Raw genomic sequence first — 17,651 nt, 5'->3', positions numbered from 1 at the left:
AAAATGGTTGAAGAGCTAGCACAAAAGCTAGACACGTTTCAGTTAATTTTTACTTCACAAATAGATACTCTTTGGGTTTTAATTTGCACTTGCTTAGTATTTCTTATGCAGGGTGGATTCATGTGTTTAGAAGCAGGTATCACTCGTCCCAAAAATAGCATCAATATTGCTTTAAAAAATATTACAGACATGTCTGTTGCAATTACAGTTTTCTGGATGTTTGGTTTTGGCTTGATGTTTGGATCAAGCTTTTATGGAATTTTTGGTACAGAATTTTTTTTCTTCACTTCAGATTATGGCGCTTATCAAGTTTATTTTTTATACCAAGCAGTATTTGTTGCAACAGCAACAAGTATCATTTCAGGTGCAATAGCAGAGAGAACTAAATTTGAAGCTTATATTTTAATTTCACTAATTACATCTGGTTTAATTTATCCAATTGTTGGTCATTGGGGTTGGGCTTCGTTAGTTATAGCAGATTATGGAGCTAATGCTGATCCTGGTTGGTTGGTTGTTTTAGGTTTTTATGATTTTGCAGGTAGTACTATTGTGCATTCTGTTGGTGGTTGGATTGCTTTAGCTTCTTTAATTGTAATTGGCCCTAGAACAGGAAGATTTAACAACACTGGTAATATAAAAATGTATACTAGTTTTCCATTAGCTATTTTTGGAATTTTTTTATTATGGTTTGGATGGTTTGGTTTTAATGGCGCAAGTAATGGAAAATTAGATTTTAATGTTCCACGCATAATGATGAATACTTTTGCAGGTGGTTCAGGAGGATTGTTAATAGGTGTTCTTTACGGTTACTTTAAACAAAAAAATATATCTCCTAGAGCAATTTTAATTGCTCCATTAGCAGGATTGGTTTCCATAACCGCTTCAGCAAATATAATCGATCAAATTCAGGCTTTAACAATTGCAGCCATAGCTTCATTGATTGCTTTAAAAGCTGATGAGCTTTTAGAAAAATTTAAGATAGACGATGTTGTTGGTGCTGTTCCAGTTCATTTATCAGCAGGTATTTGGGGAACAATTGCTGTTGCATTGTTTGCTAATATCGATAATGATTTTTTTAATAACGCTTCAAGATTTGATATTCTTAAATCACAATTAGTAGGAGTGTTAGTTGTTGGGTTATTTGCATTTAGTTCAACATTTTTAATTTTAAAAACAGTAAATAAATTTTATAAATTAAGAGTTACAGGAATTGATGAAGAATTAGGATTAAATATTGCTGAACACGATGAAAATACAACTGAATTAGACCTAATTAAATTTCTTAAAACACAAATTAAAACAAAAGATTTAAAGTTAAGAACTAATCAAGACCCTTTTACTAACTTTGGAATTATAGGTTATTACGTAAACCAAATGTTAACTAAATTAGAAAAATCAGAAAAAGAAGTAGAAATGTGGAGGTCTAGAGTTTTAAAAGAAATAAACCTTGCGGTAGAAGTTCAAAAAAACTTTAAACCAGAAAGAGATCTTACCCAATATCCTGTTTTTGGCCAAAACATTCCAGCTAGGGAATTATCAGGAGATTTTTTTGATATCTATCCTCATAACAAAGATGTTTATTTTATTGTTGCAGATGTAGCAGGTAAGGGAATAAATGCTGCTATGGTGATGGCTAAATCCATTACTTTGTTTGAAATGTTGGTTGGAAACAAACATGGTATTGATGAAGTGGCTCAAAAAATAAATAACGATATTTTCTTAACTAAAACAAGAGGGATGTTTGCTACTGCAATAATTGGAATTTACAATAAAGATAGTGAAGAAATGAGATTTGTAAATGCCGGTCATCAAACACCAATTGTAAAACTTAAGAATGATAGTTTTGAAAAAATTGAAGATGAAAAATTATTCCCACTTGGTATAGCAGAAGTTAATGATCCAAAAAATTATCAAATTAATAAAATAAATTTGAAGAATAAAAGATTTTATATTTACACAGATGGATTATCTGAAATTTTTGATTCTAATGGAAATGAAATAGGGGAACAAGGAATTAAAAAAGTTTTATTAGAAAATAAAAATGAACAAATTAAAAAAGAAATTGAAGCAACTACAAGAGCTTTAATGATCAAAACTACATTTACTGGCAATAAACCAGTTGAGTTAAATGATGATATGACATTTGTTGGATTTGGGAAATAATTATTACTCTCTTCTATAATATTAATTATCGGATATTTTATTAGTACTTTCATTAGCTTCATCTCTTGTCTACATAATTATAGTAGTGCTAACCGTGTAACCAATTGTTTAAAAAGTTCATCTTTTCTCTCCTTTCTTCTAAAATGGATTTTTTTTTATATTCTAATTCTTAATAATTTAACTATTCATAAGTAGAAATTTTTTTCTATACATCACAAAAAAATAAAACACTGTTAGAGTATCAAATACCATAATACAAGATTATAAAATCCTGAACTGAAATTCTATTTGGTGAAAAATTAAAGAAACTTAAACTAATAACCAATTCCCATTGGAGCACTATTGGAGCAAAACGCTTACGATCGTCTAGAATGGTAGCGGGAAGTGGGATCGAACCACTGACCTCGGGCTTATGAGTCCCGCGCTCTAACCAACTGAGCTACCCCGCCATAAAGTGAAAGATTTATACTACATTTATTAACTCTTTCAACTATAAGTAAATTTCTTATGAAAAAAAAAATTACTTTTCTATTTATCAGTCACTTTTTCTTTTTAATAATTGGGTTTGGTTTAGGTGTATATTTTCTACCAATTTTAACTGCACCAGAGTCAGTCGAGGTAAGTAAAATTAATGAGTATGAAAATAAATCTCAATATCAAACTGAGTTTGTAAGAGATTTAAGAGGAAGTGATCCATTTCACTGGGGAGAAGCAAAAGTTACAATTTCAAACACAAAAATTACAGTTAATGGAGCAATTGCACCCGGGCCAGATTACAAACTTTATCTAACAAATGAATTTACACAACATGAAGATGAATTTTTGCCAATTAAAGATAGTGCCAAATATGTTGCAGAGGTTAAAAGCTTTGAAAACTTTGTTGTTGATGTTCCCTCAAATGTAGATGTAAGTAAATTCAATACCATAGTTATTTGGTGTGAAAGTTTTAGTGAATTTATAACTGCAGCTAAATACCAATAATCTTTTTAATTAACTATTTTTAAAATTAGTTTGCTTTAATGGTTTGAAGATAATTTCAGCAGGATATTTAATTTTCTCTATTTCAATTGAAATATTTCCATTTAGAAGTTCATCATCTGTATAGTCATTATTTATATAACCAAATGCAAGATTTTTTTTGAAGTTAAAAGAATAATTACCCGATGTAGTTCTTCCAACTATTTTATCATCAAAATAGATTGGTTCATCGTGAAGCAGAAGAGGTTTTCCTGGTTCATTATTTTTAAGAACAAACATAGCAAATTTCCTATCTACTTTTTTATCTTTAATTTTTTCTAGTGCTTCTCTTCCAATAAAATTAAATTCTTTCTTATAGCTAATTGTAAAGTTAAGACCTGCTTGGTATTGATTTTCCTCTGGTGAAATATCATGGCCCCAATGTAAAAAACCACTTTCCATTCTCATAGTATCTAACGCATGCATTCCACAATTAGATAAATTATATTTTTTACCTTTTTCTATTAATTTCTCATATATATTTTTAGAATCAGAATTTTTAACATAAAGCTCATAACCTAACTCTCCAACGTAAGATAATCTTTGGGTCCATATTTTAGTTCCGTTAATTTCTATATATTTCGAATTCGCAAACTTAAAATTTTCATTACTAAAATCATCTGAACTTAAATCTTGCATTAACAGCCTACTCTTTGGCCCAAATATTCCAAACACACAATAATCATCAGTAATGTCAGTTAACTCAACATTATCCGATAAATGCTTTTTAATATGAAATTTATCTCTTTCTCTTGTTGCTGCAGAACTAATTATTCTAAAGTGATTTTGATCAATACAAACTACTGTAAGATCAGTTTCAATTCCTCCATCATTATTAAGCATATGTGTATAAGTGCATTTTCCAGGTTCCTGTTTTATATTTGAAGTACAAATTCTCTGAAGATCTTCATGCGCTTTCTCAGATTTAATTTCAAATTTAGAAAATGGAGACAAATCATATAATCCAACATTTGTTAGTGTGTTGTTAGTTTCGTATTCAACTGATGGATACCAATTTTGATAATTGTAACTATATTCGTACTCTGATTTTTCACCATCTAAAGCAAACCACATTGGTCTTTCGTATCCAGCCGAAGCTCCAAAGCATGCGCCAAAACTTTTTAATTCATCGTGGTATGGTAATTTTTTTACATTTCTTGATGTTTTGTATTGTTTATAAGGCCAATGCATTCCATACAAGTCTCCAAGTGACTCTGTAATACGATCTTTAATAAAACCTAATTCTGAATGAAACTTTTGAAATCTCTTTATATCGTAATTAAAAATATCTTCGTTAATATGACCAGTCATTAACCATTCTGCAGTTACTTTTCCAACTCCTCCTCCACTACCAATACCGATGCTATTCAAACCACAGCTCACAAATAAATTTTTAACTTCAGGAACTTCACCTAATAAAGAATTGGTATCAGGTGTAAAAGACTCTGGACCAGAAAAAAACTTTCTAATTCCAGCTTGCTCTAAAACTGGAAATCTTTTCATAGATTGTTCTAAATAAGGTTCAAAATGATCAAAATTTTCTGGAAATTCACCAAATGAAAAATCTTCTGGAACTTTATTAGTATCTTTAAATGCTGGAATTGATTTACCTTCAAATATTCCAATTAAAAGCTTTCCAGCATCCTCTTTAATATAAGTACTGCTGTCAAAATCTCTTATTACAGGTAATGTTGGTGAAAGATTTTCAATTGGTTCTGTAATTACATAAAAATGTTCTGCAGGATATAAAGGAATACTAACTCCTATTTTTTCTCCAATTTGTCTAGACCACATACCTGTTGCAAGAACCACATACTCACATTCAATATCTTGCCCATTAATCCTAACACCACTTACTCTACCATTTTTAGTTAAAATTGTTTCAACAGGAGAATGTTCAAAAATTTTTGCCCCACCTAATCTTGCTCCTTTTGCTAACATGTGTGTAACACCACTTGGATCAGCTGCACCATCACCAGGCATTAACACACCACCTTTTAAATCCTCTGTGTACATGATTGGATAATTTTTCTTTATTTGATCTTTATCTAAAATCTTAATATCAACATCATACAATTGAGCCGTAGTTGCCTGTCTTTGAAGTTCTTGCCATCTAGCATCAGTTTGAGCAATAGATAAAGCTCCATTAATTCTTAAACCAGCCGAATGATCAACTTCTTTTTCTAATTTTTTATAAAGATCTAAAGTATATTTTCTAATCTTTGTAACGGCTGCTGTAGGTCCTAACTGACTAACTAATCCTGCTGCATGCCAAGTTGTACCTGATGTTAATTGATCTCTTTCTAAAAGAACAACATCTTTCCAACCAAATTTTGTTAAGTGATAAGCAACAGAGCAACCAATAACTCCGCCTCCAACAACAACTACCTTTGTGCTAGAAGGATACTTTTTTTCCATTACTAATGCTTGACAGCTTCTCCTGGATCTACAAAGTTGTGACCAAATACATCTGCAACTGCCTTATAAGTAACCATTCCTTTATGAACATTTAATCCAGCCAAAAAGTTTTTATCTTCACTTAATGCTTTTTGATAACCATTGTTAGCAAGTTTAACTAGATAAGGTAACGTTGCATTGTTTAAAGCTAAAGTAGAAGTTCTTGGAACTCCACCTGGCATATTTGCTACACAATAATGAACAACATCATCAACAATATAAGTTGGCTCACCGTGGGTAGTTGGTTTACTTGTTTCAACACATCCACCTTGATCAATTGCAACATCAACAATAACAGAACCTCTCTTCATACTTTTGATCATATCTTTAGTAACTAATTTTGGAGCCTCTGCACCTGGAATTAAAACTCCACCAACTAATAAGTCTGCTTCAGAAACTAACTTTGGAAGATCAATTTTATCACTTTGCTCTGGAATAATTTTATCACCAAACATCTCTACTAATTGTTTTAATCTAGCTTCAGATTTGTCGACAATATGAACTTTAGCTTGCATACCTGTTGCAATGACTGCAGCATTTTCACCTACAACACCACCACCTAAAATTACAACAGTTCCACCAGTTACACCTGGAGCACCACCTAACAAAAGTCCTCTTCCACTTTGATTTTTTTCTAAACAATGAGCGCCAGCTTGTACTGACATTCTACCAGCAACTGCACTCATTGGCGCTAACAGTGGTAATCTACCATTATCATCTGTTACAGTCTCGTAAGCAATATTAACACTTTTTGATTTAATTAATCCTTCAGTTAATTCTTTCGCTGCAGCTAAGTGAAGATATGTATAAACAATTTGATTTTCTCTAATCATATCAACTTCAACTTTTTGAGGTTCTTTAACTTTAACAATTATATCTGCATCATTAAAAATATCAGCTGCTGTACTTGCTATTTTTGCACCTGCATTTGTATATTGATCATTTTCAAATCCAGCTTCAAAACCACCATTGTTTTCAACAATAACTTCGTGACCTTCTGAAACCAAAGTCTTAACACTATCTGGTGTTAGTCCTATTCTATTTTCTTGAGGTTTTATCTCTTTAGGTACGCCTATCTTCATAAGCACTCTCCATGTCTTTTAAAAAACTAATTAGTTCTTTTGGTTTTTTTGATAGTTCGTAATACCTGTTCTAAGTTTATCAATGATCTCATCTATATGTTTTTCTTCACATATAAATTGAGGGGCGATAATTAAACAGTCACCAGTTGCTTTAAAGTTTACTCCTGCTTCGTAACAAGCTTTAAAGCATTCATAACCTGCTTTACCTGGTTTGGTATTCATTTTCATATCAATACCACCCATCATTCCGTAACCTCTTATGTTATCAACAGACTCTAAGTCTTGAAGAGAAAATAATCCTTTTTGGAAATAAGGTGCTAAATTTTTTGCTCTGTTAAAGATATCTTCTTTTTCAAAAATATCTTGAACAGCTAAACCTGCTGCTACTGCAACTGGAATTCCTGAATAAGTATAACCGTGAAATAATTCAACTGATCCCATTGGAGAAGAATCCATTACTGCATCATAAATTTCATCTTTACATGCAACTACTCCCATTGGAACAACACCGTTAGTTGTTGCTTTAGCCATAGTCATTAAATCTGGAGTAACATCAAACTCTTGACTTGCAAAAACTGAACCAGTTCTTCCCCATCCTGTAATTACTTCATCAAAAATTAAAAGTATTCCGTGCTTATCACAAATCTCTCTTAATCTTTGTAAATATCCTTTAGGTGGAACTAAAGTTCCAGTAGATCCAGCAATTGGTTCTACAATACAAGCTGCGATATTTTCTGGTCCAAAGTTACTTGCAATTCTCTCTAAGTCATCTGCAAGATCTCCTCCTGTTTCAGGTTGACCGCTAACAAATTTGTGTTCTGGTAAATGTGTGTGTCTCATGTGTTGAACACCTGGCATCAAGATACTTGCAAATGTTTTAACATTATTGATCATTCCACCAACTGAAACACATCCAATGTTCATCCCGTGATAACCTCTTTCACGTCCTACAAATCTAAATCTATGAGCGTTTCCTTTTGCTCTGTGATAAGCAACAGCAATCTTAATTGCAGTCTCAACAGCAGTTGAACCACAAATAGTAAAAAACATTTTATTTAAATCACCTGGAGTGTGTTTTGAAATTTTTGTAGCTAATTCAAATGAACCACCAAAACCTTGTTGGAAAGGCTGAGCATAATCTAAAGTCTCTAATTGTTTAGTAACTGCTTCTGTAATTTCTCTTCTTCCATGTCCTAATGGATTACAAAATAATCCTGAGCTCGCATCAATTTGTGTTTTTCCATGGTGAGTTTTTAAATAAACTCCTTTTGCTTCAGTAATTAATCTTGGGTTTGCTTTGAAATCTTTATTCGATGTAAACGGCATCCAATGTTCATTTAATGAATTTGGAACTGAAGTTCTTGTTTCTGAGCTCATAAATTTTTTCTCTCTTTATTAACTGTTATAAATATTTCCAACTATTAGACTAAATCAATTAGTTTGCTAGAAATATTTTGACCATCCAAAATGATGCGTCATATGTATACAACTTTTAATTGAACCTATCTTTTTGTTTTACAACCGCTCTAAATTGAATTTAAATAAGGTTAATTTAATTAAATTAACATAGGGGAATAAATGAAAAAAATACTAAGTTTTATTCTAGGATCTATTTTTGCTCTTAACCTTTCAATTTCAGTTGCAAACTCTGCAGCTACTGAAGTTAGAGTTGCATACTTTCTAGAATGGCCAAGTCCAAATCTAGAGGACATGCAGAAGAAAAATTTTGCAAAAGCTCTTGGTGTACCAGTTAAGTGGACAAACTTCACTAACGGTGGAGCAATGACTGATGCAATGTTAGCAGGAGACATTGATATTTCTTACTCACAAGGTTTAGTACCTTTCATCAATGCTGTAAAATCTAATGCACCACTTAAGTTAGTGGATATTGCTATGGAATACGGAATGGGTGGAACTACTTGTGTAACATCAAATGCATCTGGAATTACAAAAGCTAACGCTACTGAATTAGAAGGTAAAAAAGTTGCTGTTCCACTTGGAACAATGGCTGAATACGTTTTTGATGAAAGTATGAAAGTTGTTGGTGCTGACAGAGGCAAAATGGATATCATTCAAATGGACCCAGAAGAAGGTGCTGCTGCATTAGTAAGTGGTGATGTTGTAATGGCATGTTTATTTGGTGGTAACTCTATTAAAGCGGCAACTGCAGTTGGTTCAAGATTATTAACTGTAGATGAAGCAAGAGCTGCTGGTATCTTAGGTATAGATATCACATCTGTTACAGATAAATTCATGAAAGAAAATCCAGGAATGCTAAGAACTTTCATCGAAGTAACTCACGAAGCAAACGACAGATACAGATCAGGTAAATCTGATATGAATGCTATGTCAAAAGCTTCTGAAATGACTGTTGCTGACATGAAAGAAACTTTAAGTGGATTTAAATTCTTAACTCCAGAAGAAACTAAAGCTTCTATGGAGAGCGGAAACCTAGATGGGTTCTTAAAAGGAATGGGAACTCCAGCTGGTAACGTAGACACAAGTTTCTTACCTTTATAATTTTAAAGGTTTAAGACTTTTTTAAATAGGCACTGATTTAAAAATTAGTGCCTATTTTTTTTAAAAAATTTCTAATATAAGGGCGCTATGAGTGATCTTGTTTCTCAAAATCTAAATATGATTTTTAAAACTCCAAAAGGAGAAACAGTTCATGCATTAAAAGATGTTAGTTTTACTTTAAAAAAAGGAGAACTACTTACTGTTCTTGGCCCATCTGGTTGTGGAAAAACAACTTTATTAAATATTACCGCAGGATTTTTAAGACCCACTTCAGGAAAGATTACTTTAAACAATAATGAAATAGATGGACCTGGTGTTGAAAGAGGAATGGTCTTTCAACAAGGTGCTTTATTTGAATGGTTAACAGTTGCTGAAAACGTAAACTTTGGTCTTCGTATGAAAAGTGAGGATCCGGAAGTAACAGCAAAAAAAGTTGAAGAATGGTTAGATATAGTTGGGTTAAAAGGATTTGGTAACACTCCTACTTATCAATTATCAGGTGGTATGCAGCAAAGAGTTGCTCTTGCAAGATGTCTAATTAATGACCCTGATTTAATTTTAATGGATGAGCCATTGGGTGCCTTGGATGCATTAACAAGAGAAAAGATGCAGTCTTTAGTTTTAAAAATTTGGAAAGAAACTGGAAAAACAATTATTTTAATTACTCACTCTGTTGAAGAAGCTCTTTTACTAGGTGAAAGATTATATGTAATGGCACCAAGACCTGGAAGAATACATAAAGAGTACAATCTTCCATTTGCAGAAATGGGTCTTACTCAAGATTTAAGAGAAATTAAAAAAAATAAAGAATTTTCATCTACTAGAGAAGAAATTTTATCAATGATCTGGAACATGGAAGAAGAGATAATGGGGAAAGATAATTAATGTTAACACAATTTGTAACAATACTTATTATCGTTTCTGTTATTGGGTGTGTTCTTTATGGAAGAAGATTAATCAGAACTGAAAAAGTAGATGCTGTTTTTGGAAACCCAGAAAGAGCTAAAGGTGGAACGCACTGGGTAATTGTTGGTAGTAGTGCGATCTTAATGCTATGGCTTTATTATTCATGGGATATAGCAAAAGGTTTTTATCCAAAATCAGCAAATGAATTATGTCAGGTTGCTAAAATAAATGAGTCGTTATTAGGTTTAAAATATCAGTTCCCTATTGAAGAAAGAGAGTTCAAAAGTACATCCATTATTAAAATTGAAAATAAAAATCTTGTAAAAATTGCAAATGAAATAAAAGGATCTCCAGATCTAAATGATCAACAAAAAACAATTCTTGTAAGCTACATTGATAGAACTTCTAAATTAATTCCACTTCTAACAAGTGAAGAATTAATGGAAATGGATACCAAAATTAAACTTCAAGAAATAACGGAGGAAATAAAACTTCTAAGTTCAAACTTCCAAAAAAAAGATTATCCTTTTGAAACAGATGCTCAAAAAACTGAAAGACAAAAACTTATTGATGAACAAGGTGGCTGGGGAATTACCACAATTGACTCTGGAAGTGGTTCTATTGAAAATACAATTGAAATACCAACTGCACCTCAAACGAATAAAGGTTTAAAATTTAGTGCAGCTGCAGCAGAATTAAAAAAAATTGACGACAAGTTCTTTAAATTAAAAAACCATAACCCACCTTTCAAAAGCTCAATTAAACAACTTAAAGATGACATTAAAGCTTACAGAAAAGGTTTGGATGATAGTGAAGAGATAGCATCTGACTATGCAAAAAATATAGTTAAAATTGCAAGAAGAATAGAATTTGCAAGTATCTACCCTCCTAATGCATTAAATGAAATGCAAGCAGCAATCATAGAGTTTGATGAGTTACAAAATAAAGAACAAGCTGGATTAAGATTAATCGATATACTTTTATTTCCTGCTGGAACAATTGTAGCAAGTGGACCTACTTGTTCAGAACAAGGTTCTGGTAGATGGCTACCTAAACCATCTGATACTTTTAATAAGTTTGTATTGATGTCTAAACCAAGTGTTGGATACAAAAATGTTCCTCTTTTATGGATTGAAATGGTTGATGTAAGTAAAATGATTGGCTTCGTTTTACCAGATTGGATAGCTGATATTTTGCCTGGTGAATATCCGGTTCATACAAAAGATGGAATAGTTAAAGAGAACTTTAAAAGCAATGTTTTAAAAGTTGTTAGTGGTGACTTTAAACTATTCAAAGTTCCAGTTCCATACGGGCATATCTGGGACTCTTTTATGAGGGTATTTTTAGGATTAGTGTTTGGAATTATTATTGGTGTTCCATTAGGATTATTTATGGGTCTTAATAGATTTGCAAAAGGCTTCTTTGATCCATTAATTGAACTTTATAGACCGGTCCCACCACTTGCTTGGGCTCCTTTAATTATTTCTGTACTTGGAATTGATAACTCTGGAAAAATATTTTTATTATTTATGGTCTCTTTATCCATTATGATTATTTCAGCAAGAGCTGGAGCATCAGGAACTCAATTATCAAAAATTCATGCTGCTCACTCATTAGGAGCTACAAAAAAACAAATATTAAGATATGTAATTTTTCCAAATTCTCTTCCAGAAATTTTAACTGGAATAAGGGTTGCAGTTGGTATGTGTTGGGGGACACTAGTCGCAGCAGAATTTTTAGCTGGAACAACAGGTATTGGTTTTGTTGAAAACGTTGCTAAAAAATACTTCCAGTACGAAGTTATTTGGATAACGATATTTATAATGGGTCTTCTTGGTTTATTGTTCGATGTTACTTTAAGAAAAATAATCGATAAAACTATTCCATGGCGTGGAAAAGGATAAATGAAAACTCCTTTATTAAAAAATCAAGTAATTAAAATTTTTCAAAAGTTTGGTTTGAGTAAAGATCATGCTTTAATTTCTGCTAATGCTTTAATTAATGCAGAACTAGTTGGTGCTTATGGTCATGGTTTATCAAGACTTAAAATGTATTGTGATAGAATTTCCAAGAAAGTAATTAATCCAAAACCAAAAATAAAAATTAAAAAAATTTCATCTTCTATTTCTCATATTGATGCAAATAACAGTATTGGATTTGTAGCTGCTGATCTTGGAATTAAAACTGCAATTAAGCATACACAAAAAACTGGAATAGGAATGGTTGCGGTAAAAAATAGTGGTCATTATGGATTGTCAGGTTATTACGCAGAACAAGCTGTTAAAAAAAATTTAATAGCGATGATTTATACAAATGCTCCTCCAGCAGTTGCTCCTCATGGTGCATTAAAAACTTTATTTGGAACTAATCCAATTTGTTTTGGAACCCCTACTGGTTCTAAAATTCCTTTTATTTTAGATACATCAATCTCAATGATTAACAGAGGTAAAATTAGAGTTGCTGCAAGAAACAATCAAACAATTCCTGCAGGTGTAGCTTTAGATAAATTTGGAAAACCAACTACTGATGCAAAAAAAGCATTAGCAGGAGTTCAGTTACCTATTGCTGGTTTTAGAGGTTCAGGACTTGCTTGGATGGTTGATATTTTAAGTGGAGTACTAACTGGAGGAAATCATGCGGGTCGTGTTAAAGATCCTTTTGATGATTTTTCAGGACCACAAAATATTGGACATTTGTTTATAACGTTTAAAGCAAACTTATTTCAAAAAAATTATAATCAAAGAATTAAAGACAATATTAAAACAATTAAAAAACTTCCTAAAATCAAAGGTGTTAAAGAAATAATGTATCCAGGACAAAACAAATTTAATCGTTACAAACAAAATCTTAAAAAAGAAATCAATATTCCAGATATTATTAAAAAAGATTTAGAAACTTTAATAAATTAAAGAAGTTAAAACTAATAAAGAAGCAACAACAGAAGAAACTATAATTGTTCTTTTTATTTTTTCCTTCTTTTTCTCTTCAAGAAGTCTTTGCTTTAGAACATCCACATTTACTCTTTGTGGAGCTTCGGTAATTTGAGAGAAGTTCTCAATTCCTTTTTTTTTCTCTTCAAGAAGTCTTTGCTTCAGAACATCTACATTTACTCTTTGTGGAGCTTCAGTTACTCTTTGTGGAGCTTCAGTTACTCTTTGTGGAGCTTCGGTAATTTGAGAGAAGTTCTCAATTTCAACAGATGTACTATTTAAGTTTTCTGAACTCATAATCTTTAAACACAATGTTATATAATCATTAGTAATTTAATTTTTAAATATTAGAGATGCCCAAAATGAGTTTTTTGATAAAACTTATATTAAATTTTTTAAAAAAGGGTCAAAACTAAATTAATTTAAAATCCACTTTCTCTTACAATTATAGCAATCACACCTTTAGTTAAATTTGCAAACGGACTATATCTGCTGCCTTTAATGTGAACATAGCCTGGTAATTCAAATTGAATTTCACTTTTTTTAGCAAGATCAAATTCTGCAATATAGTGTGCGGTTTCAGGTCTATATTGAAATTTTCCTCCTGTAAAATTCCTTACGGCAACTGGTCCATCGTGAGCTGAACTTAAAGAGATATAAGGAAGATTGGTAATAGCTGATAGATCTAAAGATTTTGAAACTAAATAAACTTTATCATGAATACCATCATTGGGAATAAATACTGCAGGGTTTTTCTTTAAAAATCTTTCAATTTGTTCTTCTTTAATAAATCCTCTGACTTTACCTGTTCCATAATGAACAATTTCTAGTAACTGATCAAAATTACTAACCCACATACCTTCGGAAAGATCATAAAAATCTTTTATTTTTCCTTTGATCGGCGCTTTAATAATAAGCTTATTTTTAATTCTTGTTAAACCAGTCATTTCTGTTTGAAGAGCAATTAAACTTTGTTGTAATGTTAAAAATTGATCCATATTTCCTGCAGATTTACTCAATCTATTGATCTTTGTTTTTGTTAATTGAATTTTTCTACTAATTGAAAAAATTTCTCTATCTAACTCAGGTGAATAAAGTTCTATCAATTCTTGTCCCTTCTCTACCGCATCATCTTTATTTACTAGAATTTTTTTAATTTTTGATGGATAAGGCGCATACACTTTTGAATATTGCTCAGAAACATATACAGCTGGAATTTTTAAAGAAGACTTCCAAGGTAAAAACAAAATCATAAAAAATGACAAAAGGATTATTAAAGTTCTTGTGGTTTGCTTATTAAATTTAATTTCAGATTTTAATTTGTACCAATTTTTAATCTCTCGAATAATTGGCAGTAAAATGAACCAATGAATTTCAATTACAAATAATATGATACCCAATATTTTAAAAGCAAAATGATAAACTAACAAAGCAATCCCAAGAAATAAGAAAAATCTATAAACCCAAGTTGTCCAAGCATATACTATAAACGTCCATCTTCTTGATGGATTGATTTCTTCTGGTGGTGGATGATTTAATCCAAATAAACTTTCTCTTATCTTCCATCTTGCAAGTGCAAATGATCTTGGTTGTAAATTTTCAGCCTTCAACCAGTCTGAGAACACATAATAACCATCGAACCTCATAAACGGGCTTACATTAATTGTTAATGAGGAAATCCAAGATGTTGTTGCTATAAAAAATGCTACACTTTTAAATCCCCCATCTGGCAATACTGCCCAAAGAAAAGTTGCTATGATAGCCAAGTGTAATTCGGTTAGTATTCCACCAAAGTTAATTAATAATCTTTCTTTGTGATTTCGAAGTCTCCAAGCATCTGTTGTATCTGTATATAAAAAAGGAAAGAATACTAAAAATGCTATTCCAATTGCTGATACTCTACATCCATAATGTTTAGCAATATAGGCGTGTCCTAATTCATGAAGACACTTTACAAAAACTAAGGTTAAAAAATACAACATTAAACCTTGAAAGGAAAAAAAATATAAAAACGTACTCTTAAACGTTTCAAGTTGTTGAAAAACTAAAAATAATCCAATGAAGCCAAAAAGATAAACCAAGTTTCTAAATTTTTTTGAAGCAAAATGCTTTACGTATTTTAAAGTTTTGGAAAGCCAGTCATCAGGTTTAAATAATGGAATTTTAAAAAAAAGATAACTATGTATTGCATACATCAGCCAGCTTTTTTTCATGCTGTTTTTCTGTTGCATTAAATAAGCTATATTTTGACCAGTTGGTTGAATAATTAAATTGTTTTGATGTAGAAAATTTATAAAACTTTTAATCTCTTCCTCACTAGTAGCAATTCCTGATGAGTTAATTTTCTTTTCGAAATTTTTAATATCTTCTCCACCCTTCCAATTTTTAATCAATTTAAATGCAGTCAAACCAAGTGAGAAATATTTGTTTCTTACAGCATCATATAAAAGCCAAGCAGGCAAACCATCTTCTCTACTGTTTCCTCTGAAAATCTCTAAGTCTTGTCTTAAATATGGAACTATCATATTCCAATATATTGTCTCATGAATGTAATTGGTTTTCTTAATACAAAGTAAAATAATGGCACTCTTGATCCATAAACTTTTGCAGTACCTCTAAATCCTATTCTAGGAGGTTTCTTACCATCAAAACTTGCTCCTATTTTGTAAGATAAAACTTCCTCAGGTGACAATGATGGAGCATAAGATGCTCTTAATAATTTTCCCTTTAACGAACTAATTGGATTTACATCTAAAAATACTTTTACTTTTGAATTTTCTTTTATAACCAAGCTATCTTTTACCGGCAACCAAATTAAAAATTCAACTTCATCAGGGTTTGCAACTGTCATTATTTTTTCACCTACTTTAACAGGTCTTCCTTGCCAATCATTTTTTTGATCAACAATTGCAATACCTTTTTGTTTGGCAAATAATTTAGTGTTTTTTAATTTTTCTTCAGCAGACGCAACCTCTGCTTTCTTTAATTCTACTTGTGCAACTAGCTCTGCTAATCTTGCTTTTTCCTCATTGTTTGAAAATGAAGACTGTCTACTTCTAAGCAATTCCTTTTGAGTAACTTGCAAAGATTGTTTTGCTAGATTGTAGTTATTATTAAGTTCAATATCTTCAAGTAATATTAATAGGTCACCAAATTTTACTTTATCATTATTATTTACAACGATCTCTTTTACAACACCATCAAAAGGAGCTGTTACTAGTTTTGGCTTTTTAGCAACAACTTCAACTGGAGCTGTGCTTGTTAATCTTAATGGTAAAAAAAGTATAATGAATATTGATAAATAAATCTTCCAGGATTTTTTTCCCGTAAAATATTTTTTAAAATAATTATTAATTGAAATATCTTTTAAAAAAGAATTAAAGGCATGACCATAAGACATGGATAAATGCCTTAACAGTTCAGTATCACTATCAGAAAATTGTTTCTGCCTTCCTAATAATAAATAGCCTTGCATCCCTTTTTGAGGTGAAATAATTGGGATAAACAAAATATTTTGTGGAAGGTTTTTTGGTTTTTCAGCTTTTATATTTTTTGATATTTTTTCAACATCAAGGTTTTGAATTTCTTTTGTATCGATTGTTTTATCATTATTAATGAAGTTTTCTATAAAGGTAAGTAAAGGTGAAGTTCTATCTATTGTTGCAAGATCTGAAGTTGCTTTAATTTTAAATTTATCTGTAGGTGTTTTAATTAATAAAAATGAGTTAACGTAATCAATGATTTGTCTAGTTTCGTTTACAATAACAAAATATAATTCATCTTTAGAACTTGCTTCTCTAGCTTTTTTTTCTAAACCAATTAAACGAGCAACTTTAATGTTTTTATCTTTACTCAAAACTTAACAATCCCACTCATACCCGGAATTAATTTATTGTACTTTTTATTAAATTGGGCTTTAAGTTCTATAGTTTGGCTAGCAGCATCAACAGCTGCACCTAAGCTTATAACTGTTGCATCTAAAGTTTCACCTGTCTCATCTATAATAATTTTTATAGCATGATCTTTTTTTAACCACTTCAACCAACTGCTAGGCACTACGATTTCGGCTTCTAACAAACCATCACCAACAATATCCATCAAGGGTTGTCGTTGTTCAATACTCGAAAATACACTTGTATAAACATCCATCACCTTGCCATCGTAAGGTGCAATAATTTCACAACGATCTAGATTTAAGTTTGCAATATTTAATTCGGCTTTCGCCTTTTCATAATTTGAAACTGTTAATTGATATTGTAGTTTCCCAATTGACCTCATGTCTAATAATTCTTTGTCACTTTCTAATTGGATAGAAGCACTTGTATATTCTGCTTTAATCACATCTCTTTGAGCTTTGTAGATTTCACAGTCAAAGCTAACAAGAACATCTCCTTTTTTAAATGCATCCCCTAAAAAAAAATTTATACTTTCTACTCTTGCTGCTATTTCACTAGATATCGATACTTTTTCAGTGGCATTTACTAAAGCTCTTGCTTCCATTTCTTCAGCACTAATAGGTGTTAGAAATATTAAGCAAACAGAAAATATATAGAATAAGCGTTTCATGAAATTAGTA

The 17,651-nt window shown here is 31.2% G+C and carries 13 protein-coding genes and 1 tRNA gene; 6 read left to right on the top strand and 8 right to left on the bottom strand.

All coding sequences use genetic code 11. The features are described from left to right. Positions 1-3: 3 nt before the first annotated feature. A complete protein-coding gene (gene amt, locus ACTTA6_RS01550; protein ID WP_440618281.1) occupies positions 4-2,163 on the top strand; it encodes an ammonium transporter in 2,160 nt (719 codons plus the stop codon). A 372-nt stretch (positions 2,164-2,535) separates the two neighbouring features. On the opposite strand, the gene ACTTA6_RS01545 is transcribed toward amt, so the two are convergent. Beyond that, positions 2,536-2,612 (bottom strand) — tRNA-Met (locus ACTTA6_RS01545). Between the two features lie 58 nt (positions 2,613-2,670). Here ACTTA6_RS01545 and ACTTA6_RS01540 point away from each other — a divergent pair. Then, positions 2,671-3,144, top strand: coding sequence for a DM13 domain-containing protein (locus tag ACTTA6_RS01540; RefSeq protein ID WP_440680364.1), 474 nt, complete (start codon positions 2,671-2,673; stop codon positions 3,142-3,144). Between the two features lie 9 nt (positions 3,145-3,153). On the opposite strand, the gene ACTTA6_RS01535 is transcribed toward ACTTA6_RS01540, so the two are convergent. Genes ACTTA6_RS01535 through ACTTA6_RS01525 form a run of 3 tightly spaced genes read right to left on the bottom strand, consistent with a single transcriptional unit; the run spans position 3,154 to position 8,096 of the window. Then, positions 3,154-5,598 carry a GcvT family protein gene (locus tag ACTTA6_RS01535; RefSeq protein WP_440680363.1) on the bottom strand — a complete coding sequence of 815 codons (2,445 nt, stop codon included), beginning with the start codon at positions 5,596-5,598 and terminating at the stop codon, positions 3,154-3,156. A gap of 2 nt (positions 5,599-5,600) precedes the next feature. After that, positions 5,601-6,719 (bottom strand): alanine dehydrogenase, encoded by a 1,119-nt coding sequence (gene ald / locus ACTTA6_RS01530; protein WP_440651546.1) that lies wholly within the window; start codon positions 6,717-6,719, stop codon positions 5,601-5,603. Between the two features lie 30 nt (positions 6,720-6,749). Continuing rightward, the gene (locus ACTTA6_RS01525; protein WP_440618275.1) at positions 6,750-8,096 is read right to left on the bottom strand and encodes an aspartate aminotransferase family protein; all 1,347 of its coding nucleotides are present in this window, start codon (positions 8,094-8,096) and stop codon (positions 6,750-6,752) included. Between the two features lie 201 nt (positions 8,097-8,297). On the opposite strand from ACTTA6_RS01525, the gene ACTTA6_RS01520 reads away from it, so the two are divergent. From ACTTA6_RS01520 to ACTTA6_RS01505, 4 genes are all read left to right on the top strand, one after another. Then, positions 8,298-9,239, top strand: coding sequence for an ABC transporter substrate-binding protein (locus ACTTA6_RS01520; RefSeq protein ID WP_440680362.1), 942 nt, complete (start codon positions 8,298-8,300; stop codon positions 9,237-9,239). 87 nt (positions 9,240-9,326) lie between these two features. Continuing rightward, a complete protein-coding gene (locus tag ACTTA6_RS01515) occupies positions 9,327-10,124 on the top strand; it encodes an ATP-binding cassette domain-containing protein (protein ID WP_179850418.1) in 798 nt (265 codons plus the stop codon). Next, positions 10,124-12,049 (top strand): ABC transporter permease subunit, encoded by a 1,926-nt coding sequence (locus ACTTA6_RS01510; protein ID WP_440680361.1) that lies wholly within the window; start codon positions 10,124-10,126, stop codon positions 12,047-12,049. The genes ACTTA6_RS01515 and ACTTA6_RS01510 overlap by 1 nt, the downstream gene beginning before the upstream one ends. Next, positions 12,050-13,054: an Ldh family oxidoreductase gene (locus ACTTA6_RS01505; protein WP_440680360.1), complete on the top strand. Its 1,005-nt coding sequence runs from the start codon at positions 12,050-12,052 to the stop codon at positions 13,052-13,054. It begins immediately after the preceding gene. Here ACTTA6_RS01505 and ACTTA6_RS01500 read toward each other — a convergent pair. The 4 genes from ACTTA6_RS01500 to ACTTA6_RS01485 form a co-directional block, all read right to left on the bottom strand. Beyond that, a complete protein-coding gene (locus ACTTA6_RS01500; RefSeq protein WP_440680359.1) occupies positions 13,043-13,372 on the bottom strand; it encodes a hypothetical protein in 330 nt (109 codons plus the stop codon). The two genes, ACTTA6_RS01505 and ACTTA6_RS01500, sit on opposite strands and share 12 nt — an antisense overlap. 125 nt (positions 13,373-13,497) lie before the next feature. After that, positions 13,498-15,600, bottom strand: coding sequence for a site-2 protease family protein (locus ACTTA6_RS01495; protein ID WP_440680358.1), 2,103 nt, complete (start codon positions 15,598-15,600; stop codon positions 13,498-13,500). Further along, positions 15,597-16,931 carry an HlyD family efflux transporter periplasmic adaptor subunit gene (locus tag ACTTA6_RS01490; protein ID WP_440680357.1) on the bottom strand — a complete coding sequence of 445 codons (1,335 nt, stop codon included), beginning with the start codon at positions 16,929-16,931 and terminating at the stop codon, positions 15,597-15,599. Before ACTTA6_RS01490 ends, ACTTA6_RS01495 begins: the two co-directional genes overlap by 4 nt. Continuing rightward, the gene (locus ACTTA6_RS01485; RefSeq protein ID WP_440614207.1) at positions 16,928-17,641 is read right to left on the bottom strand and encodes an efflux RND transporter periplasmic adaptor subunit; all 714 of its coding nucleotides are present in this window, start codon (positions 17,639-17,641) and stop codon (positions 16,928-16,930) included. Before ACTTA6_RS01485 ends, ACTTA6_RS01490 begins: the two co-directional genes overlap by 4 nt. Positions 17,642-17,651: the final 10 nt, after the last annotated feature.

Source organism: Candidatus Pelagibacter sp. HIMB1636 (assembly GCF_052047675.1).
Taxonomy (GTDB): domain Bacteria; phylum Pseudomonadota; class Alphaproteobacteria; order Pelagibacterales; family Pelagibacteraceae; genus Pelagibacter.
The sequence above is the reverse complement of the archived record's forward strand: the minus strand, read 5'-3'. Positions and strand labels throughout refer to the sequence as shown.

What these genes read in the sequence shown, in the direction of transcription:
- amt (WP_440618281.1), top strand. Translation starts at nt 4, where the DNA reads ATGGTTGAAGAGCTAGCACAAAAGCTAGACACGTTTCAGTTAATTTTT.
- ACTTA6_RS01540 (WP_440680364.1), top strand. Translation starts at nt 2,671, where the DNA reads ATGAAAAAAAAAATTACTTTTCTATTTATCAGTCACTTTTTCTTTTTA.
- ACTTA6_RS01535 (WP_440680363.1), bottom strand. Translation starts at nt 5,598, where the DNA reads ATGGAAAAAAAGTATCCTTCTAGCACAAAGGTAGTTGTTGTTGGAGGC.
- ald (WP_440651546.1), bottom strand. Translation starts at nt 6,719, where the DNA reads ATGAAGATAGGCGTACCTAAAGAGATAAAACCTCAAGAAAATAGAATA.
- ACTTA6_RS01525 (WP_440618275.1), bottom strand. Translation starts at nt 8,096, where the DNA reads ATGAGCTCAGAAACAAGAACTTCAGTTCCAAATTCATTAAATGAACAT.
- ACTTA6_RS01520 (WP_440680362.1), top strand. Translation starts at nt 8,298, where the DNA reads ATGAAAAAAATACTAAGTTTTATTCTAGGATCTATTTTTGCTCTTAAC.
- ACTTA6_RS01515 (WP_179850418.1), top strand. Translation starts at nt 9,327, where the DNA reads ATGAGTGATCTTGTTTCTCAAAATCTAAATATGATTTTTAAAACTCCA.
- ACTTA6_RS01510 (WP_440680361.1), top strand. Translation starts at nt 10,124, where the DNA reads ATGTTAACACAATTTGTAACAATACTTATTATCGTTTCTGTTATTGGG.
- ACTTA6_RS01505 (WP_440680360.1), top strand. Translation starts at nt 12,050, where the DNA reads ATGAAAACTCCTTTATTAAAAAATCAAGTAATTAAAATTTTTCAAAAG.
- ACTTA6_RS01500 (WP_440680359.1), bottom strand. Translation starts at nt 13,372, where the DNA reads ATGAGTTCAGAAAACTTAAATAGTACATCTGTTGAAATTGAGAACTTC.
- ACTTA6_RS01495 (WP_440680358.1), bottom strand. Translation starts at nt 15,600, where the DNA reads ATGATAGTTCCATATTTAAGACAAGACTTAGAGATTTTCAGAGGAAAC.
- ACTTA6_RS01485 (WP_440614207.1), bottom strand. Translation starts at nt 17,641, where the DNA reads ATGAAACGCTTATTCTATATATTTTCTGTTTGCTTAATATTTCTAACA.